The following is a 14,699-nucleotide window of genomic DNA, read 5'->3' on the forward strand; positions in this document are numbered from 1 at the left end:
AATCAGCCCATCACCCCCCGGAGGATCGAATGACCGACACGAAAATCGCCTGCTTCATCCGTTACGAGATCGACCCGTTCAAGGTCGAGGCCTATACCCATTATGCTCAAGTCTGGGGGCAGGCGATCCCAGACTGCGGGGCCGATCTGATCGGCTATTTCGCCCCGCACGAAGGATCGGCCACCACCGCCTATGGCGTCTACACCTTGCCGTCGCTGGCCGCCTATGAGGCCTATCGTGCCCGGTTGCGCGCCCATCCGTTGGGCCAAGAAAATTATGCCTTCGCCAAGCGCGAACAGTTTATCCGCCGCGAGGACCGGATTTTCCTGCGCCTCGCCTCCGCCCCTCACGCCCCCTTGGTGCCGCGATGATTGCCGTACTTTTCGAGGTCTGGCCCGCCGAAAGTCAGACCGACACTTACCTCGATACCGCCGCCAGCCTGCGGGCAGAGCTTGCGGAAATCGACGGGTTTATCAGCATCGAACGGTTCGCGAGCCTGAGCGAGCCGGGAAAGCTGCTCTCCCTCTCCTTTTGGCGAGACGAGGCCGCCGTCCAGGACTGGCGAACCCGCGACGCCCATCGCGCCGCGCAAAGCCTGGGGCGTAGCGGCACCTTCGCCGACTATCGCCTACGGGTGGCCGCCGTTCGGCGCGACTATGGACTGCGGGAGAGGACGGAAGCGCCGGACGATAGCCGCGCGGCGCACCCGGCTTAGGAAAAGCGGTGCAGCACGTAGGTGGGGGTTGCCCCCTCCTGCGTCATCAGCCGCTGTAACGCCGCCGCATCGAACCAGCCATCGGATTCAAGGCCGATGGCCTCGCCATGCACGCCGCTGGTGATCAGAACCGAATCGATCCCAGCGGCATTGGCGCCCTTAATGTCGGTCTTCAAACCGTCGCCGATCGCCAGCACGCGACGACGGTCGATCCCGGCGAGCTTCCCGAGGCAGGTGGTATAGACGCCGGGGAACGGTTTGCCGTGATAGCGCACCGCCCCGCCCTGCTTTTCGTAATAATCCGCCAGCAGCCCAGCGCAGACTTCCGCCCGCCCGCCGGAGACGATCCAGTGATCGGGGTTAGCGCAGACCATCGGCAACCCGCGCGCCAGCGCCGCATCCAGCAGCGGGCGCACAGTGTCGAGCGTCTGACCAAAGTCGATCCCGGCATTGATCAGATAATCCGCCTCGGCTGCATCGAAAACGCGCGTGCCGGGCAGCCCCGCGACCAAACCTTCGTCTTTCGCCAGACCGATCAGATAATGGCGCGCCCCAAGCGCCTGATACCAATCATCCGGGCGGGCGCACAGATGTTCCCACGCATCTTGGCCGGAGGTCATCAGGAAATCCCAATCGCTGTCCTGAAACCCGAGGTCGCGCATCTTAACCGCCACCACATCGGCGGGGCGCGGCGCGTTGGACAGCAGCCCGACCTTCTTGCCCGCCGCTTTCAGCCCCAACAGGGTTCCGCGCGCCCAGGGGAAGGGCGATAGGCCATCGTGCAAGACGCCCCAAAGGTCGATAATAAACCCATCGTAGCGATCCACCACCGGCGCCAGCGCCGGAATCACCTGAACCATCAATAAACATCCCGCTTTTCTGCCGGGCGCGGCAGACCGAAGAGCGCCCCCTGACCAAAATCGACGCCGTAATCGAGGATAGAAACGAGCTGCGCGTCCTTCTCGATCCCGTCCACCATCAGATCAATCGCGCCGAGGTCGAGATTACGGCGCAGCACGCGCGGATCGGGCTGTTTCGACAGTTTTTCGACCAGCACCGGGGCGTCGATCTTCACGTACCGGAAGCCCTTTTGCGATAGGTCGGAGATGAAGAGATCGAGGTTCGTCACCTTATCCAGCACGAAGCGGAAGCCGAGCTTGGCGAGATCGGCCAATTCCCGGTCGGTGCGCGCGTCCATACGATAGGCGTCATGCTGGGTAATCTGGAAATGCAGGCTACCCGCCAGATCGGTATTCTCGCGCATAAAGGCGGTGAAATCGGTGAAGAAATCGCGATCCCGCAGGGTTTCGCCCACGATTTCGCAAACATAGGCGACCTGCGTGCGCTGGCGGCGCATGCGGCGAACAAACTGTACGCTGCGCACCAGCAGCATATTGTTGATCGTCGCCAGCAACCCCGCCTGTTCGGCGATGGGCAGATAGGTTTCCGGCGGAATTTCCGTACCTTCCGGCGTGCGGATCGCCGCCATACACTGATACATCGACAGCCGCCGCGACGGCAGTTGCACGATGGGTTGCAGCGACAGGCCCACCCGGTCTTCGTTAAGGGCGTCGCGCACCGAATCGAGGATCAACTCCTCGTCGGTCAACTCGCGGTCGTCGTCATAGGCGTCGTCGATAGGATCGTCGTACTCATCGTCCTGGGCCGTCAGCGGCCGGGCCTGCGCGGCTGGGCGGGCCGCCGCCACCGGGCGCGCTTTCGCCGCCTGAGCCGACTTGGCCGACAATTGCCCGACCAGGGTTTTCAGCATGCGCATTTCGGCGACGACGGTTTCAAGCTCCGCCGCCCCTTCCGGCACCGCTTCGGCATGGGCGCGCACGGTTTCGGCCATCGAGCGCATATCGCTGCGCTGACGAATGACAACATCCTGCACGCGCTGGATTTTCTGATCGAGTTTCTTCAGCGCCCCCTGACGGGCGACCATTTCCTGAAGCCACAGACCGAAGAGGAAGACGTTGAGGCCCAACAGGATCCCGGCGACCCGTTCGAACGGTAGGCCGACGATATCAATGGCTTCCGGCGCCCCAATGGCGACCGCCGCCGCAATCGCGCCATAGGCAATGGGAGCGAAAAACTGGCTGGGACTCATGCCCGCGTCCTTGTCCAAAAGGGATACCACGCCGGAAAGGCATGCCGCAGCACACCGTGATCGGCTTCCAGCGGCAAATCAGCGACCCGCGTGACCGCCGCGACAGCCAACCGGCCATAGAGATGCGGGAACAGCGCCCCGCGCGACGGCGAGGCTTCCCACTTTAGTGTACCGCCCCCATGCTCGGGCGGTGGCAGCCGATCAATTGCGATTTCCAGCAGCACCAACCCGGCCTCCCCGGCCCGATGGCGATCAGCCGATGCCGTGATCTGCTGGGCCGTAGAAAAATGCAGGAAACCGTCGCGCCGGTCTTCCGCCGCGCCCTCGTACCAGCCCGACTGTAGCGCGGCCTGCCAATCGGCGGCCCGCGCCAGGTGATAGATGAAATCCACGATCATGCGCCGCACCTTACGCCATGCAAAGCGTTCCGAAAAGCCGGGAGTGATGGCTTTTTGCCGCAATGGCAAAGGCTTGTCTTCGAAACCTATCACCGTTATACAAAGCCTGTCCCTTGGGGAGTAGCCGCCACGCATGTCGTGGGGATGCGTCAACAGGCTTAGGAGGTTGCTCCTATGGCGCATCCGGTCCGGGTTCGGATTGGCGAGACCAAGCGCGTGCCCCCGCCGGAGCAATAAGCCGGGCGGCCGGGAGGCATAGCGCTTGTGTGCTCGTCTCACTCGGATAATTGCCCGCCCGGAATTTGGGAAGGGCTATGTTTTCAACATTCTTTATCTCGACAGGCGCCGTCGCCCTGTCCGAACTGGGCGATAAGACCCAGTTGTTCGCGCTGCTACTGGCGCTGCGCTATCACGCGCCGTGGCGGATTATCGCCGGAATTTTCCTTGCGACCGTGCTGAACCATGTCGCCGCCGGCTGGCTGGCGGTCGAGGTGGCCGATCACCTGCCGCTGTATTGGCTGCGCATGGGCACTGGCATTGCCTGTATCGCCCTTGGCGCCTGGATGCTGCTGCCCGATAAGCTGGACGATGACGAAGATAAACCGTCGCGCTTCGGCCCCTTCGCGGCGGCGCTGGTCGGGTTCTTCCTGCTGGAAATCGGCGATAAGACGCAGATTGCAACAATGCTGATGGCGACCAGCTACGCGCCCTTCGCCGCCGTTATGGCTGGGTCGATCCTCGGCATGATGCTGGTCAACGCGCCGATCGTGTTGATCGGCAAGAACATCAGCGCCCGACTGCCACTAACCCTCACCCGCCGACTGTCGGCGTTGCTGTTCGCCATTATGGGCGCAGCGATGTTGCCGATCTGGGGTTAATCCTCGGGCAATTTATGGCCGTCCAGCTTGCGGGTTTCCAGCCGCTGGACGGCCTCGCTTTGCTGTTTTTCCGCTTTACTCCGCCCAAAGGCGATGCGGTTCGCGTCCGCCGTTTTGGCGTCGGCAGCGCGCGCTTTTGCTTTTTTGACGCGGCGCAGATTAATAATCTCGGCACTCATCCTTGCGCTCCTGCTATCCGCCGTGTGGGGTTCCCTTTCTCGGCAATGAATGATTAGCTTGTGAGCAGAATGTTTCCACCGCAAGGGAGTTTGCCCATATCATGCGCACAATCACCTATCTCGACGGCACTTGGTCGGAAGGAAATACGCCGCTGATGGGGGCCAGCACCCAGGCAGGCTGGCTGGCGCATACGGTTTTCGACGGCGCACGCGCCTTCGGTGGGCTGATTCCCGATCTTGACCTGCACTGTCAGCGCGCGATCCGCTCGGCCAAAGCGATGGCGATGGAACCGCCGGTTACGGCAGGCGAGATTCTCGATCTTGCGAAAGACGGTATCCGCCGCTTTCCAAGCGGGGCGGAACTTTACATCCGCCCGATGTTCTGGATCGAAGATGGGTTGATGGTGCTGAAGCCCGAATCGACCCGCTTCGCCCTCGTGATCCAGGAAATTCCGCTGCCGCCGGGGGATAAAGGCTTCTCCGCCACCCTGTCGCAGCACCGCCGCCCGTCGCCGGAGCAAGCCCCGACCGCCGCGAAAGCCGCCTGCCTCTATCCACAGGCCACCCTGGCGCTGCGCGAGGCAATGGCGCGCGGGTTCGAAAATGCCGTTATGTGCGACCTGATGGGCAATGTGGCGGAATTCACCGGCTCTAACCTTTTCCTGGGCTTTAACGGCGAACTGCACACGCCGATCCCCAGCGGCAGCCTGCTGAACGGCATTACCCGCCAACGGGTGATCTCCCTGATGCGCGGCGCCGGGGTAACGGTGGTGGAACGCGCCATCCGCCCGCAAGAGGTGGCAGAGGCCGATGAAATCATCTCCACCGGCAATTACGCTAAGGTCCAACATATCAACCGCTACGAAGCCCGCGACCTGCAACCCGGCCCGCTGTTCTGGAAAGCGCGGGAGCTGTATTTCGACTTCGCCAAAACCCAGCCGCTGGATTAAGCGGACGTAATTAGGAAAATTACGCGGCTCGCTATAAACTTCCCCGGTGTTGTCCTTCTAAGACCGGGGAAGTTCCGATGTCCAAGGCGATTGTTACCTCCCTTCTGCTCTCGGCGGCGCTGCTCTGCGACGCGGCGCACGCAGCCCCCACGACGGGACGCCGCGAAAACCCCGCCCTGCCGCTCGCGACCGCTGGGGTGTTCGCAGTCGCCGGGGTGAATACCGGCGTCGGTTATGTCGCCGAAATCGCCCCGCCTGCCGATATTACGGCGATGAAGCTGATGGGCGACCATCTGCTTAACCAGCCGAAGGGCGCCTATAAGCTGGGGCTTGCCGAATTCGAGTGGCGCTACGGCACCGGTCCGAAGCGCATCCATTCGGTGGTGATGTGGATCGATGGCGACTATAGCCCGGAAATTCCGCTGCCCGGCATCGACCGCGCCTCGGCGGACGCCGAATTCTGCCGTATGATTGGGATTACCTATATTTCCGACCTACAGTTTACGCCCGGCCAGCTCGAAGGTATTTTCGATAGCGAAGTGGCCGAGGCGATCCCCCACCACTCCCCGGATATGCGCAAGAATCACGGTTGGGCCGAAGTGATTATGACCGCCTGCAAGCGGCGCAATTCTCCCAGATGGGCGATTGTGCGCGGCGGCAATGGGATTGGCGGCCAGGATGAATGGGTTTTCTTGGGGGATTACACCCCCGATGCGGCCCAAGCAACGCGCCCGGTCTGGGTTGATATCCCCAATCACCGCCGCAGCGCACCGGCGATCAACCGGATGCGCGACCGGCCCTATCTGCCGGTCAACAACTATGATGCCGCCCTTGCCCCAACCCCGGGCGATACCGATGGCATGAAGGATATGTTCCCGGAAAACCGGATGAAATAAATAAACAGGGCCGGGGGCTTCATGCCCCCGACCCTTTCTTACCACTCTCGGTTAAAGCGCCAACAAATCCCCGGCCAGCGCCTTGTCGATCAGGGCAACGCTATTGTCCCGCCCATAGAGGGCGATAAACGACCCCATGCGCGGCCCCTGAGGCTGGCCCAGCAGCACCTCGTAAATGCTCTTGAACCAATCACGCAGTTCGGGGAACGGGTGGCGCTTGCCGATCTCATAGACGACGTTTTGGAAAGCTTCCGCATCCGCCTCGGCGGGCAGGGCCTTCAGCCCCTCGGCTAGTTCGGTCAGCGCCGTGCGCTCGAGATCGGTCGGTTCGCGGAACTTCTTCGTCGGGGCCACAAAGTCGCGGTAATAGACCCCGGCGTATTGCACCAGCTTCGCCAGCAGGGGATTATTTTCCGGCGTCGTGCCGGGGGCATAGCGGCTGATGAAACCCCAGAGCACCGCCGCGTCATTCGCGCCAACGACCGAGGCGAGGTTCAGCAGAATGGCGAAGCTGAGCGGCACCTTGCCCGCCGGGGGCTGCCCGCCGTGGATGTGCCACGCCGGGTTTTCCGCCTGCTTTTCGGCGGGTTCGCTGGCGACCTTATCGAGATAGGTCAGATATTCATCGACCGCCTTCGGAATGGCATCGAAATAAAGGCGCTTGGCCCGGCGCGGCTGCTGATACATGAACAGGGCCAAGCTTTCGTCCGGCGCATAGGTCAGCCAATCTTCGACCGACAGGCCGTTGCCCTTGGATTTAGAGATTTTCTCGCCGTTTTGATCTAGGAACAATTCATAGTTAAAGCCCTCCGGCGGCGTCGCGCCGAGGGCTTTGACGATCTTACCCGCGAGTTCGACCGAGGAAATCAGATCCTTCCCGGCCATTTCGTAATCGACCTCAAGGCCCGTCCAGCGCATCGCCCAATCGGCCTTCCACTGCATTTTGCAGTGACCGCCGGTAACGGGCACTTCCACCAGCGTTTCGGTTTCCGGGTCGCGGTAGGTGACGGTGCCCGCCGCCTCGTCCCGCGCCACCATCGGCACTTGCAGCACGATGCCGGTGCGCGGGCAGATCGGCAGGAAGGGACTATAGGTAGCCTGACGTTCGGCCCCCAGAGTCGGCAGGATGATCTTCATCACGTCATCGTAATGACGCAGCATTTTCAACAGGGTCTCGTCGAAAGCGCCCGACTTATACATCTGGGTCGCCGACTTAAACGCGTAACTAAAGCCGAACCCATCCAGAAAGGCTTGCAGGCGGGCGTTGTTATGCTCGCCGAAGCTCGGGTGCGTGCCGAACGGGTCGGGCACCTGGGTTAAGGGCTTGCCGATATATTGGGCCAAAAGCTCGCGGTTCGGCACATTGTCCGGCACTTTGCGCAGGCCGTCCATATCGTCCGAAAAGCAGAAAAGCTGCGTCGGAATATCGGAAAGCTGTTCGAAGGCGCGGCGGACCATGCTGGTGCGCACCACTTCGCCGAAGGTGCCGATATGCGGCAGGCCCGAGGGTCCATAGCCGGTTTCGAACAGCACATAGCCTTTTTTCGGTTTGCTTGCCCCATAGCGCGCCAGCAGTTTGCGCGCTTCCTCGAACGGCCAGGCTTTGGCATTCAGGGCGATCTCGCGGGGCAAGGACATAGCAGATACTCGTTGTTAACCGGAAAACCCGGCCCCACGCGGGCCGGTCTGCTGTGCTAGCGGGTTGCGGGCGCAAGGTCAACCGCAGTGGCGGTCGGCCCCTCACCCCGCCCTCTCCCCAAGGGGGCGAGGGGGATTGGCGGAAAGCATTGCACCGCCGCCCGCGCGCGGCTAGGGTCGGGCGAGTTCGATAAAAGTTCTGCCTGTGCAATGACCGCTGCCCCCGCCCTGCTGCTTCCCGATGCCCCGCTGCTGGCGGTGGGCCTGCGCCGGGCCGTGCTAATAACGGCGGATGGCGAGATAGAGGACGGGCCGCTGCCCCAGATCGCCAAACTGCTGACGCCCGACGATCCGCCCTACCTCTGTCACGCCCCGGCGCTGGGCAAACGGCTGGAGATCCCGGGGTTCTGGGGCTACGACCTATTGGAACTCTTCGCTTTCGTGCGCCCGGCGCAGTTTTGCGTCCCGACGCCGCGCGGGTTGGCCCAAGCGCTCGACCTGCCCGCGCCGAAGGATTTGATGGCGGAAGCCTTGATCCTGCGCGATGCCGCCAGCCTGCTGCTTGCGGAACTGGCCGACGCCCGCGACCCGGAAACCCTGGCGATCCTGCAACCGATGGCGGCGGGCGGCTGGTCTTGGGGGCGGGCAGCCGAACGGGCGCTGGCGAGCGTTACGCCGGGGCGGCGCGGGCTGGCGGTTTGGCGGGCCTTGCCGGAAATCCCCGATCAACCCGCCGATGGCCCGCCCGGTCAGCAGCCGGTCCATGCCCAGGAAGCGCGCTGGCAACTGGCTTCCCTGCTCGGCGGATCGGCGGAAAGCCGCCCCAGTCAGGCCGATTACGCCTCGGCAACCGCCCTCGCCTTCGCCCCCCGCCAGACCGAGGGCCAACCGAATATCGTGCTGGCCGAAGCGGGCACCGGCGTCGGCAAAACCCTGGGCTACCTCGCCCCCGCCAGCGTGTGGGCGCGCAAGAATAGCGGCACGGTCTGGGTTTCCACCTATACCCGCAACTTGCAGCACCAGATCGATCAGGAGCTTGATAGGCTTTACCCCGATCCGGTGGATAAAGCGCTGAAAGCCGTGGTCCGTAAGGGGCGGGAAAATTACCTCTGCCTACTGAACCTCGAAGAAAATACCCAAATCGCCTCCACCCGCCCCGCCGAGGCCGTGGGTGTTGGGCTGATGGCGCGCTGGGTGCTGGCCACCCGCGACGGCGACCTAACGGGCGGCGATTTCCCCGGCTGGTTGCCGGAACTGCTGGGCCGCGCCCGCACCCTGGGCCTCGCCGACCGGCGTGGCGAGTGCATTTTCGCCGCCTGCCACCATTTCAACCGCTGCTTCGTCGAACGCTCCGTCCGGCGGGCCAAGCGGGCGGAAATCGTCGTCGCCAATCACGCGCTGGTGATGGTGCAATCGGCTTTAGGCGGCGGCGATGACGGCGCGGTTCCCAGCCGCCTGATTTTCGACGAGGGGCACCATCTGTTCGACGCGGCAGATAGCGCCTTTTCCGCCCATCTCTCCGGCTTCGAAGGCCAGGAAATGCGCCGCTGGCTGCTGGGGGCGGAAGGATCGGCCCGCAGCCGGGCGCGCGGCTTGCGCCGCCGCATCGAAGAACTGCTGACCGACGAGGGGATGCTGAACACCCTCGCCCAACTGCTGCGCGCCGCCCACGCCCTGCCCGGCGACGGCTGGCAGAACCGGCTGATGGACGAGGCGCCGCACGGCCCCATCGAAACCTTCCTCGCCGCCCTGCGCCGCCAAGTGCTGGCCCGGCAGACGGAGAAGGATTACGGCTATTCCCTAGAGGCGGAGGCCAACCCGGCCAACGACGATCTGCTCCCCCTAGCCGACGACGCCCGCAGCGCCCTGATCGCCCTGCGCGAACCCGGCTTGACCCTCAAAAAACGCCTCGCCGACCGGCTGGTGGACGAGGCCGGGGAGATGGAGTCGGACGTGCGCCTGCGCTGCGAAGCCGCCATCCGCACCCTCGACCGCCGCTTGATCCTGCCCGTCGCGGGCTGGATTTCGATGCTGGAAGCGCTGCGGGAGGAACCTTCCGCCGAATTCGTCGATTGGTTCGGCATCGACCGCCAGGATGGGCAGGATACCGACGTTGGCATGCACCGCCATTGGCGCGACCCCAGCAAGCCCTTCGCCCGCACCGTTGCGGAGGGGGCGCACGGCATCGTCGTCACCTCCGCCACTCTGACCGACGCGACCGGCGACCCGGACGCCGATTGGAAGGCTGCCGAACGCCGCCTCGGCCTGCCCTGGCTCGACGTTGCCGCGACGCGGGCGCAACTGCCCTCCCCCTACGATTACGCCGCGCAAACCCGCGTGCTGGTGGTGACGGACGTGCGGCGCGACGAGATCGATCAAGTGGCGTCCGCCTATCGCGCCCTCTTCCTGGCGGCGGGCGGCGGCGCCCTCGGCCTCTTCACCGCCATCTCGCGCCTGCGCGCCGTCCACGCCCGCATCGCCGACGCCCTCGAAGACGCCGACATCCCCCTGCTCGCCCAGCATATCGACGGCATGGAAACCGCCAGCCTGATCGACATCTTCCGCGCCGAAGAAAACGCCTGCCTGCTCGGCACCGACGCGGTGCGCGACGGGGTGGACGTGCCGGGCCGCTCCCTGCGCCTCATCGTCTTCGACCGCATCCCCTGGCCGCGCCCGGACATCCTGCATAAAGCCCGGCGCGATGCCTTCGGCGGCTGGAATTGGGACCGGCGCCTCGTGCGCTTAAAACTCAAACAAGCCTTCGGCCGCCTCATCCGCCGCGCCGACGATACCGGCGTTTTCGTGCTGCTGGAACCAATGCCGTCGGACTTCCGCTCCGCCTTCCCGCCAGGGGTGGAGGTGCGCCGCGTCGGGCTGGCGGAAGCGGTAAGAGAGGTGGGGGGATTTTTGGGGGGCCGGTGAGCGTGGCGCTCGCGTCTCGGGGCGCTGCCCCGAACCCCGCCAGGAGCCGAGCGGCTCCTGGACCTGGCTGAGTTAGAGCGAGCGTGGGCCTACCGATGCACCGTCACGGCGTCGTGCGGCCAGAAACGCCTCGAAATCAAGTTCGACGGGCGAACCACTCGCCTCCCCCTCGGCCAGCGCGGCCCTTAAGGCGGCGAGCTTGGCCTCCCGCTCCTCCAACAACCGCAACCCCGCACGAATCACTTCCGACGCGCTGCCATAGCGCCCCTCGGCGATTTGGGTTTCGATAAAACCGGCGAAATGATCGCCCAGGCTGACCGAGGTGTTCTTGGACATGGCGCGCTCCTCCGAGAGGAGAGAATACCAAAATTTGGTACATAACTCAAAGAAGATAAGGCTGACGATACCGGCGTGTTCGTGCCGCTGGAGCCGATGCCGTCGGATTTTCGCTTCGCCTTCCCGCCGGGGGTAGAAGTGCGCCGAGTCGGGCTGGCGGAAGCCGTGCGCGAGGTGGGGGGATTTTTGGGAGGCCGGTGAGCGTGGCGCTCGTCTCTCGGGGCGCCGCCCCGAACCCCGCCAGGAGCCGGGCGGCTCCTGGACCTGGCTAGATCAAATCTAATGACCCAGAATCAGAAAGAATCCAAAATCTCTTCAATATAAAAACTTTGAATACCATACTCAGCCCGATACTTGTAAAAATAATACTTTCCACCTTCGTAAAATAATTCCAAACGATCCTCCTCTTGATCGCCATCTACTTGATTATTATTTCTGGACAAGCAAGCACGAGGCTTTCCCTGCGCTGATACGCAGAAAACACTATCTGGTCCATATCCATCATAGTAGCGTGTAGTGAACCCGCCGAAAGTGGTTATTTTTCCCTCACTAAACCAATGACTTTCGTGCTGCAAGCTTGCTTCTTGAGGAAATATGTACCCTTGGCATGAATTCAGACTTGCACAGACATAATACTCAGCATAACTACTTTCACCATGAAATGGAAATATATATAAATTATCATTTTCATAATAAATCATTGAGTCAAATAAATATTTCTGAACCAGAGAAGAGCAAATATTTACTCTTGTCTCTATTTTCCCAAGATCCATCATATCCCTTTTTAAAGAACAATACACATCATTTTCTACTAGAAACCCATCAGCATAAAGATGACCTTCCAATGGATCATAATTCTTAAATATTTTATAAACCAAAAAATCATCACCGATTGAATGGTATACATTCTCTACATATCTATGAATTTTTCTAGATTCAATTTCTACGCCCAAAGATTTATTTAAAAACTTTACTGAATCTTGACACAATTCATTATTACAATACACAACAATACGACTTTCATTAACAAAATGAATATCGCCACTTACTGGATAAATAATTCCATCAAAGACAACCCAAGAACCATTTTTGTATTTTCCATCCCTCAGAACGACGAGAATTTTCTCATTATATTTTACTGAATCACAAAAAATACTTGCCTCATCTAAATTTCCCATAGGTCCGCTAATAGGAGCTAATTTTGCCGCGATTTTTTTTAACTCTTTATTCTGCGAGTCAAATTTTCCGTATTGAAAGAGGGACTCGCCAGTCTCTGATTTAACTTTTCCTAATCCCCAAAAATATCCATCGCCGCACGAAATCATACTCGTCTCGAAGACTTTAACTACCTGTGTTCGCACCGAAGTAAGATTATCTTTATTAGGTATAAATGACACTCCATCTATATTCTGAGCACTGATCGACCCACCCCAAATTCCCAATACGAAAAACAATAAAGAGAAAGAGTTTCTGATAAAAAGCGCAAACACTACAGAGTCAAAAAACATTGACTTAATGAAAAATTTAGAAAAACACATAAATCCGCCCCCGAAAGGCACACAACATAACGATAATATCCATTACAATACGCAAATTGCACCCAATTGCAAGCGCCATAGGAACAAGAAACGTTACCCTGTTCGGCCTACCCGCTCATTGCTGTTCTGTATCAACAAAGCCCCCCACTACCTTATGGAAAAGCATACCGCACTACTCCCTTGCGTCCCCATACACCCTAAAGTAGCATATTTCCCTACACGCAAGGCCTAATGCCAGACCATCGGTCACCCTTGGGGAGGGAGAGCGGGTCATGTCGGTTAGTCAGGCGCTGAATGCGCGCATGCTCGGCACGGGGGATGATATTCTTGTGCTGGCCCACGGGTTTGGCACCAATCAATCGGTGTGGAGCCGGATGCTGCCCGCCCTGGCGGCGCGCTATCGGGTGCTGCTGTTCGATTTGCCTTGTGCGGGCAGCAGCGCGGCGGATTTTTTCGATATTCGACGGCATGGCACGCTCGATGGCTATATCGAGGACCTGCTGCATGTACTGACCGAACAGAAGGTGCAGCACTGCACCTATGTCGGCCATTCACTCAGCGGCATGATTGGCCTGCTGGCGGCCCGGCGGGTGCCGCAGCGGTTTGATCGGCTGATTATGATCGGCGCCTCGCCGCGTTATCTGAACGCCCCCGGCTATGGCGGCGGGATGGACCCGTCCGGCGTTGGGCAGTTGCTCGATGCCATCGATACGGTCTTCCAAACCTGGGCGAAATCCTATGCGCCCATCGCCTTAAAGCGCGCGATGGATCATCCCGCCACACAGGAATTCACCGAAAGCCTGCTGTCTATGCGCCCGGACATCGCGCTGCTGACGGCGAAGCTGATCTTTTCCATCGATTTTCGCGCCGACCTACCGGAATGCCCGGTTTCGACCGCCATTTTGCAAACCCGCGACGATCCTGCCGTTCCGCAGGCGGTAGCGACCTATTTGCACGCCCATATTCCCGGCAGCGATCTGCGGATTATCGAAACGACCGGCCATTTGCCGCATTTGACCGATCCCGGCCTGATGCTGGAGGCGCTGGCGCCCTACCTGCCGCCTACCCCACCGCCAACAACGCACTGACCGTCAGCACCGACAGCACCGTCGAAATCAAGATCGTCGCGGAAGTTTGCGCCACCAGCCGGTCATATTTCTGCGCCAGCACGAAGGCCCCCGCGCCGGTCGGCAGGGCGTTAAGTAGCAGGGCGGTTTTGCCGACCAGGCTGCCTTCCTCCCCCAGCGCCACCAGCACAACGAAGGTCGCAACCGGGGCGACGGCGAGTTTAAGCACGGTCAGCCAGCAGACCGCCGCAAGCTCCCCCCGCAGGGGCTGCGCCGCCAGAAACATGCCCAGGGCAAACAGCGCGCAAGGGCTGGCCGAGGCGCCCATCAATTCCGCAAACGTCTTCAGCGGCGTGAACAGCGGCACACCCGAGAGCGCCCAGGCCGCGCCCGCCGCCGGGGCCAGGATCAACGGATTGCGGGCGACGGTCGCCAGCACCCCGGCGAAGGTCTTCAGCGCGCCTTGGCCGGAGCGCAAATCGGCCTCCACCCCCATAATCCCGGCGCCAAACATGATGGAGCCGGTGAGGATCGTCGCGGCAATCGCATAGGGTAGCGCCTCCGGCCCATAGGCCAATTGCACCAGCGGCACGCCCATATAGCCGACATTGCCGTAGCAGGACGATAGGCTTTGCACCGAAATATCGGCCAACCGCAATCGCCACACCGCGCGCCCCCACACCACCGTTAGAACAAACACCACGGCCAGTGGCACACAGAAGGCAATCAGAAACTCCCGGTCCACCACCCGCTCCAGCGGCGCGCGGAACATCACCAGAAACAGCATCGCGGGCAGGGCGAAGTAATAGACGAATTTATTCAGCGCCTCGGTGGAACTGCCGCCCAGCAGCTTGAACCGCGCCGCCAAAAATCCCGCTAGGATCAGACCGAAGACCGGCAGCGCGACGTTCAGAATAGCTTGCATCGAGGGGGACTCAACAGGTCAGGGGCGCCGCCCCTGAAACCCCGCCCAAGGGCAGCGCCCTTGGGGAACGCAATCTCATAATGAAAAGAAGCCTGTTCAGAGATTCGAGAATGATCTCTGAAAAGGAAAATAGGATTACCAAGGAGC

At 61.1% G+C, this 14,699-nt stretch carries 16 protein-coding genes and 1 riboswitch; of the genes, 8 read left to right on the forward strand and 8 right to left on the reverse strand.

Features of this window, described 5'->3' with window-relative positions:
• Nucleotides 1–29 precede the first annotated feature (29 nt).
• Nucleotides 30–371 carry an NIPSNAP family protein gene (locus tag CHR90_RS11455; RefSeq protein WP_094409121.1) on the forward strand — a complete coding sequence of 114 codons (342 nt, stop codon included), beginning with the start codon at nucleotides 30–32 and terminating at the stop codon, nucleotides 369–371.
• The gene (locus CHR90_RS11460; protein ID WP_094409122.1) at nucleotides 368–715 is read left to right on the forward strand and encodes an antibiotic biosynthesis monooxygenase family protein; all 348 of its coding nucleotides are present in this window, start codon (nucleotides 368–370) and stop codon (nucleotides 713–715) included. The genes CHR90_RS11455 and CHR90_RS11460 overlap by 4 nt, the downstream gene beginning before the upstream one ends.
• Here CHR90_RS11460 and CHR90_RS11465 read toward each other — a convergent pair.
• From CHR90_RS11465 to CHR90_RS11475, 3 genes are read right to left on the reverse strand one after another with little or no spacing between them, the layout of a single operon-like run.
• The gene (locus CHR90_RS11465) at nucleotides 712–1,575 is read right to left on the reverse strand and encodes a TIGR01459 family HAD-type hydrolase (RefSeq protein WP_094409123.1); all 864 of its coding nucleotides are present in this window, start codon (nucleotides 1,573–1,575) and stop codon (nucleotides 712–714) included. The genes CHR90_RS11460 and CHR90_RS11465 overlap by 4 nt on opposite strands.
• The gene (locus tag CHR90_RS11470) at nucleotides 1,575–2,825 is read right to left on the reverse strand and encodes an EAL domain-containing protein (protein ID WP_094409124.1); all 1,251 of its coding nucleotides are present in this window, start codon (nucleotides 2,823–2,825) and stop codon (nucleotides 1,575–1,577) included. Before CHR90_RS11470 ends, CHR90_RS11465 begins: the two co-directional genes overlap by 1 nt.
• The gene (locus CHR90_RS11475) at nucleotides 2,822–3,223 is read right to left on the reverse strand and encodes a DUF952 domain-containing protein (protein WP_094409125.1); all 402 of its coding nucleotides are present in this window, start codon (nucleotides 3,221–3,223) and stop codon (nucleotides 2,822–2,824) included. The genes CHR90_RS11470 and CHR90_RS11475 overlap by 4 nt, the downstream gene beginning before the upstream one ends.
• Before the next feature lie 110 nt (nucleotides 3,224–3,333).
• Nucleotides 3,334–3,508, forward strand: a riboswitch (yybP-ykoY riboswitch).
• 29 nt (nucleotides 3,509–3,537) lie between these two features.
• On the opposite strand from CHR90_RS11475, the gene CHR90_RS11480 reads away from it, so the two are divergent.
• Entirely contained in the window at nucleotides 3,538–4,101 is a 564-nt protein-coding gene (locus tag CHR90_RS11480) for a TMEM165/GDT1 family protein (protein WP_094409126.1), read from the forward strand.
• Here CHR90_RS11480 and CHR90_RS11485 read toward each other — a convergent pair.
• The gene (locus CHR90_RS11485; protein WP_094409127.1) at nucleotides 4,098–4,280 is read right to left on the reverse strand and encodes a DUF4169 family protein; all 183 of its coding nucleotides are present in this window, start codon (nucleotides 4,278–4,280) and stop codon (nucleotides 4,098–4,100) included. The genes CHR90_RS11480 and CHR90_RS11485 overlap by 4 nt on opposite strands.
• Before the next feature lie 101 nt (nucleotides 4,281–4,381).
• Between CHR90_RS11485 and CHR90_RS11490 the strand changes: the two genes are divergently transcribed.
• Both CHR90_RS11490 and CHR90_RS11495 read left to right on the forward strand, forming a co-directional pair.
• The gene (locus CHR90_RS11490) at nucleotides 4,382–5,230 is read left to right on the forward strand and encodes a branched-chain amino acid aminotransferase (protein ID WP_094409128.1); all 849 of its coding nucleotides are present in this window, start codon (nucleotides 4,382–4,384) and stop codon (nucleotides 5,228–5,230) included.
• Nucleotides 5,231–5,307: 77 nt separating this feature from the next.
• A complete protein-coding gene (locus tag CHR90_RS11495; protein WP_094409129.1) occupies nucleotides 5,308–6,126 on the forward strand; it encodes a hypothetical protein in 819 nt (272 codons plus the stop codon).
• Between the two features lie 51 nt (nucleotides 6,127–6,177).
• Here CHR90_RS11495 and CHR90_RS11500 read toward each other — a convergent pair whose 3' ends face one another.
• A complete protein-coding gene (locus CHR90_RS11500; RefSeq protein ID WP_094409130.1) occupies nucleotides 6,178–7,764 on the reverse strand; it encodes a lysine--tRNA ligase in 1,587 nt (528 codons plus the stop codon).
• Between the two features lie 210 nt (nucleotides 7,765–7,974).
• Between CHR90_RS11500 and CHR90_RS11505 the strand changes: the two genes are divergently transcribed.
• Complete coding sequence (locus CHR90_RS11505; RefSeq protein ID WP_094409131.1) at nucleotides 7,975–10,686, forward strand: ATP-dependent DNA helicase; 2,712 nt, start codon at nucleotides 7,975–7,977, stop codon at nucleotides 10,684–10,686.
• A gap of 72 nt (nucleotides 10,687–10,758) precedes the next feature.
• Here CHR90_RS11505 and CHR90_RS11510 read toward each other — a convergent pair whose 3' ends face one another.
• Nucleotides 10,759–11,022, reverse strand: coding sequence for a type II toxin-antitoxin system ParD family antitoxin (locus tag CHR90_RS11510; protein ID WP_094409132.1), 264 nt, complete (start codon nucleotides 11,020–11,022; stop codon nucleotides 10,759–10,761).
• 75 nt (nucleotides 11,023–11,097) lie between these two features.
• Here CHR90_RS11510 and CHR90_RS19770 point away from each other — a divergent pair, with 75 nt between their 5' ends.
• On the forward strand, nucleotides 11,098–11,223 hold the full coding sequence (locus CHR90_RS19770; RefSeq protein ID WP_267890171.1) for a hypothetical protein: 126 nt from the start codon (nucleotides 11,098–11,100) through the stop codon (nucleotides 11,221–11,223).
• 92 nt (nucleotides 11,224–11,315) lie between these two features.
• Here CHR90_RS19770 and CHR90_RS19230 read toward each other — a convergent pair whose 3' ends face one another.
• Nucleotides 11,316–12,347, reverse strand: a complete 1,032-nt coding sequence (locus CHR90_RS19230; RefSeq protein ID WP_141210932.1) for a hypothetical protein — start codon at nucleotides 12,345–12,347, stop codon at nucleotides 11,316–11,318.
• 485 nt (nucleotides 12,348–12,832) lie between these two features.
• On the opposite strand from CHR90_RS19230, the gene CHR90_RS11515 reads away from it, so the two are divergent.
• The gene (locus CHR90_RS11515) at nucleotides 12,833–13,648 is read left to right on the forward strand and encodes an alpha/beta fold hydrolase (RefSeq protein WP_094409133.1); all 816 of its coding nucleotides are present in this window, start codon (nucleotides 12,833–12,835) and stop codon (nucleotides 13,646–13,648) included.
• Here CHR90_RS11515 and CHR90_RS11520 read toward each other — a convergent pair.
• A complete protein-coding gene (locus tag CHR90_RS11520) occupies nucleotides 13,623–14,552 on the reverse strand; it encodes an AEC family transporter (RefSeq protein WP_094409134.1) in 930 nt (309 codons plus the stop codon). The two genes, CHR90_RS11515 and CHR90_RS11520, sit on opposite strands and share 26 nt — an antisense overlap.
• Nucleotides 14,553–14,699: the final 147 nt, after the last annotated feature.

It is taken from the genome of Elstera cyanobacteriorum (genome assembly GCF_002251735.1).
GTDB classification, from domain to species: domain Bacteria; phylum Pseudomonadota; class Alphaproteobacteria; order Elsterales; family Elsteraceae; genus Elstera; species Elstera cyanobacteriorum.

What these genes read in the sequence shown, in the direction of transcription:
- CHR90_RS11470 (WP_094409124.1), bottom strand. Translation starts at nt 2,825, where the DNA reads ATGAGTCCCAGCCAGTTTTTCGCTCCCATTGCCTATGGCGCGATTGCG.
- CHR90_RS11460 (WP_094409122.1), top strand. Translation starts at nt 368, where the DNA reads ATGATTGCCGTACTTTTCGAGGTCTGGCCCGCCGAAAGTCAGACCGAC.
- CHR90_RS11510 (WP_094409132.1), bottom strand. Translation starts at nt 11,022, where the DNA reads ATGTCCAAGAACACCTCGGTCAGCCTGGGCGATCATTTCGCCGGTTTT.
- CHR90_RS11480 (WP_094409126.1), top strand. Translation starts at nt 3,538, where the DNA reads ATGTTTTCAACATTCTTTATCTCGACAGGCGCCGTCGCCCTGTCCGAA.
- CHR90_RS19230 (WP_141210932.1), bottom strand. Translation starts at nt 12,347, where the DNA reads ATGATTTCGTGCGGCGATGGATATTTTTGGGGATTAGGAAAAGTTAAA.
- CHR90_RS11515 (WP_094409133.1), top strand. Translation starts at nt 12,833, where the DNA reads ATGTCGGTTAGTCAGGCGCTGAATGCGCGCATGCTCGGCACGGGGGAT.
- CHR90_RS11490 (WP_094409128.1), top strand. Translation starts at nt 4,382, where the DNA reads ATGCGCACAATCACCTATCTCGACGGCACTTGGTCGGAAGGAAATACG.
- CHR90_RS11500 (WP_094409130.1), bottom strand. Translation starts at nt 7,764, where the DNA reads ATGTCCTTGCCCCGCGAGATCGCCCTGAATGCCAAAGCCTGGCCGTTC.
- CHR90_RS11485 (WP_094409127.1), bottom strand. Translation starts at nt 4,280, where the DNA reads ATGAGTGCCGAGATTATTAATCTGCGCCGCGTCAAAAAAGCAAAAGCG.
- CHR90_RS11475 (WP_094409125.1), bottom strand. Translation starts at nt 3,223, where the DNA reads ATGATCGTGGATTTCATCTATCACCTGGCGCGGGCCGCCGATTGGCAG.
- CHR90_RS11495 (WP_094409129.1), top strand. Translation starts at nt 5,308, where the DNA reads ATGTCCAAGGCGATTGTTACCTCCCTTCTGCTCTCGGCGGCGCTGCTC.
- CHR90_RS11455 (WP_094409121.1), top strand. Translation starts at nt 30, where the DNA reads ATGACCGACACGAAAATCGCCTGCTTCATCCGTTACGAGATCGACCCG.
- CHR90_RS11520 (WP_094409134.1), bottom strand. Translation starts at nt 14,552, where the DNA reads ATGCAAGCTATTCTGAACGTCGCGCTGCCGGTCTTCGGTCTGATCCTA.
- CHR90_RS11465 (WP_094409123.1), bottom strand. Translation starts at nt 1,575, where the DNA reads ATGGTTCAGGTGATTCCGGCGCTGGCGCCGGTGGTGGATCGCTACGAT.
- CHR90_RS11505 (WP_094409131.1), top strand. Translation starts at nt 7,975, where the DNA reads ATGACCGCTGCCCCCGCCCTGCTGCTTCCCGATGCCCCGCTGCTGGCG.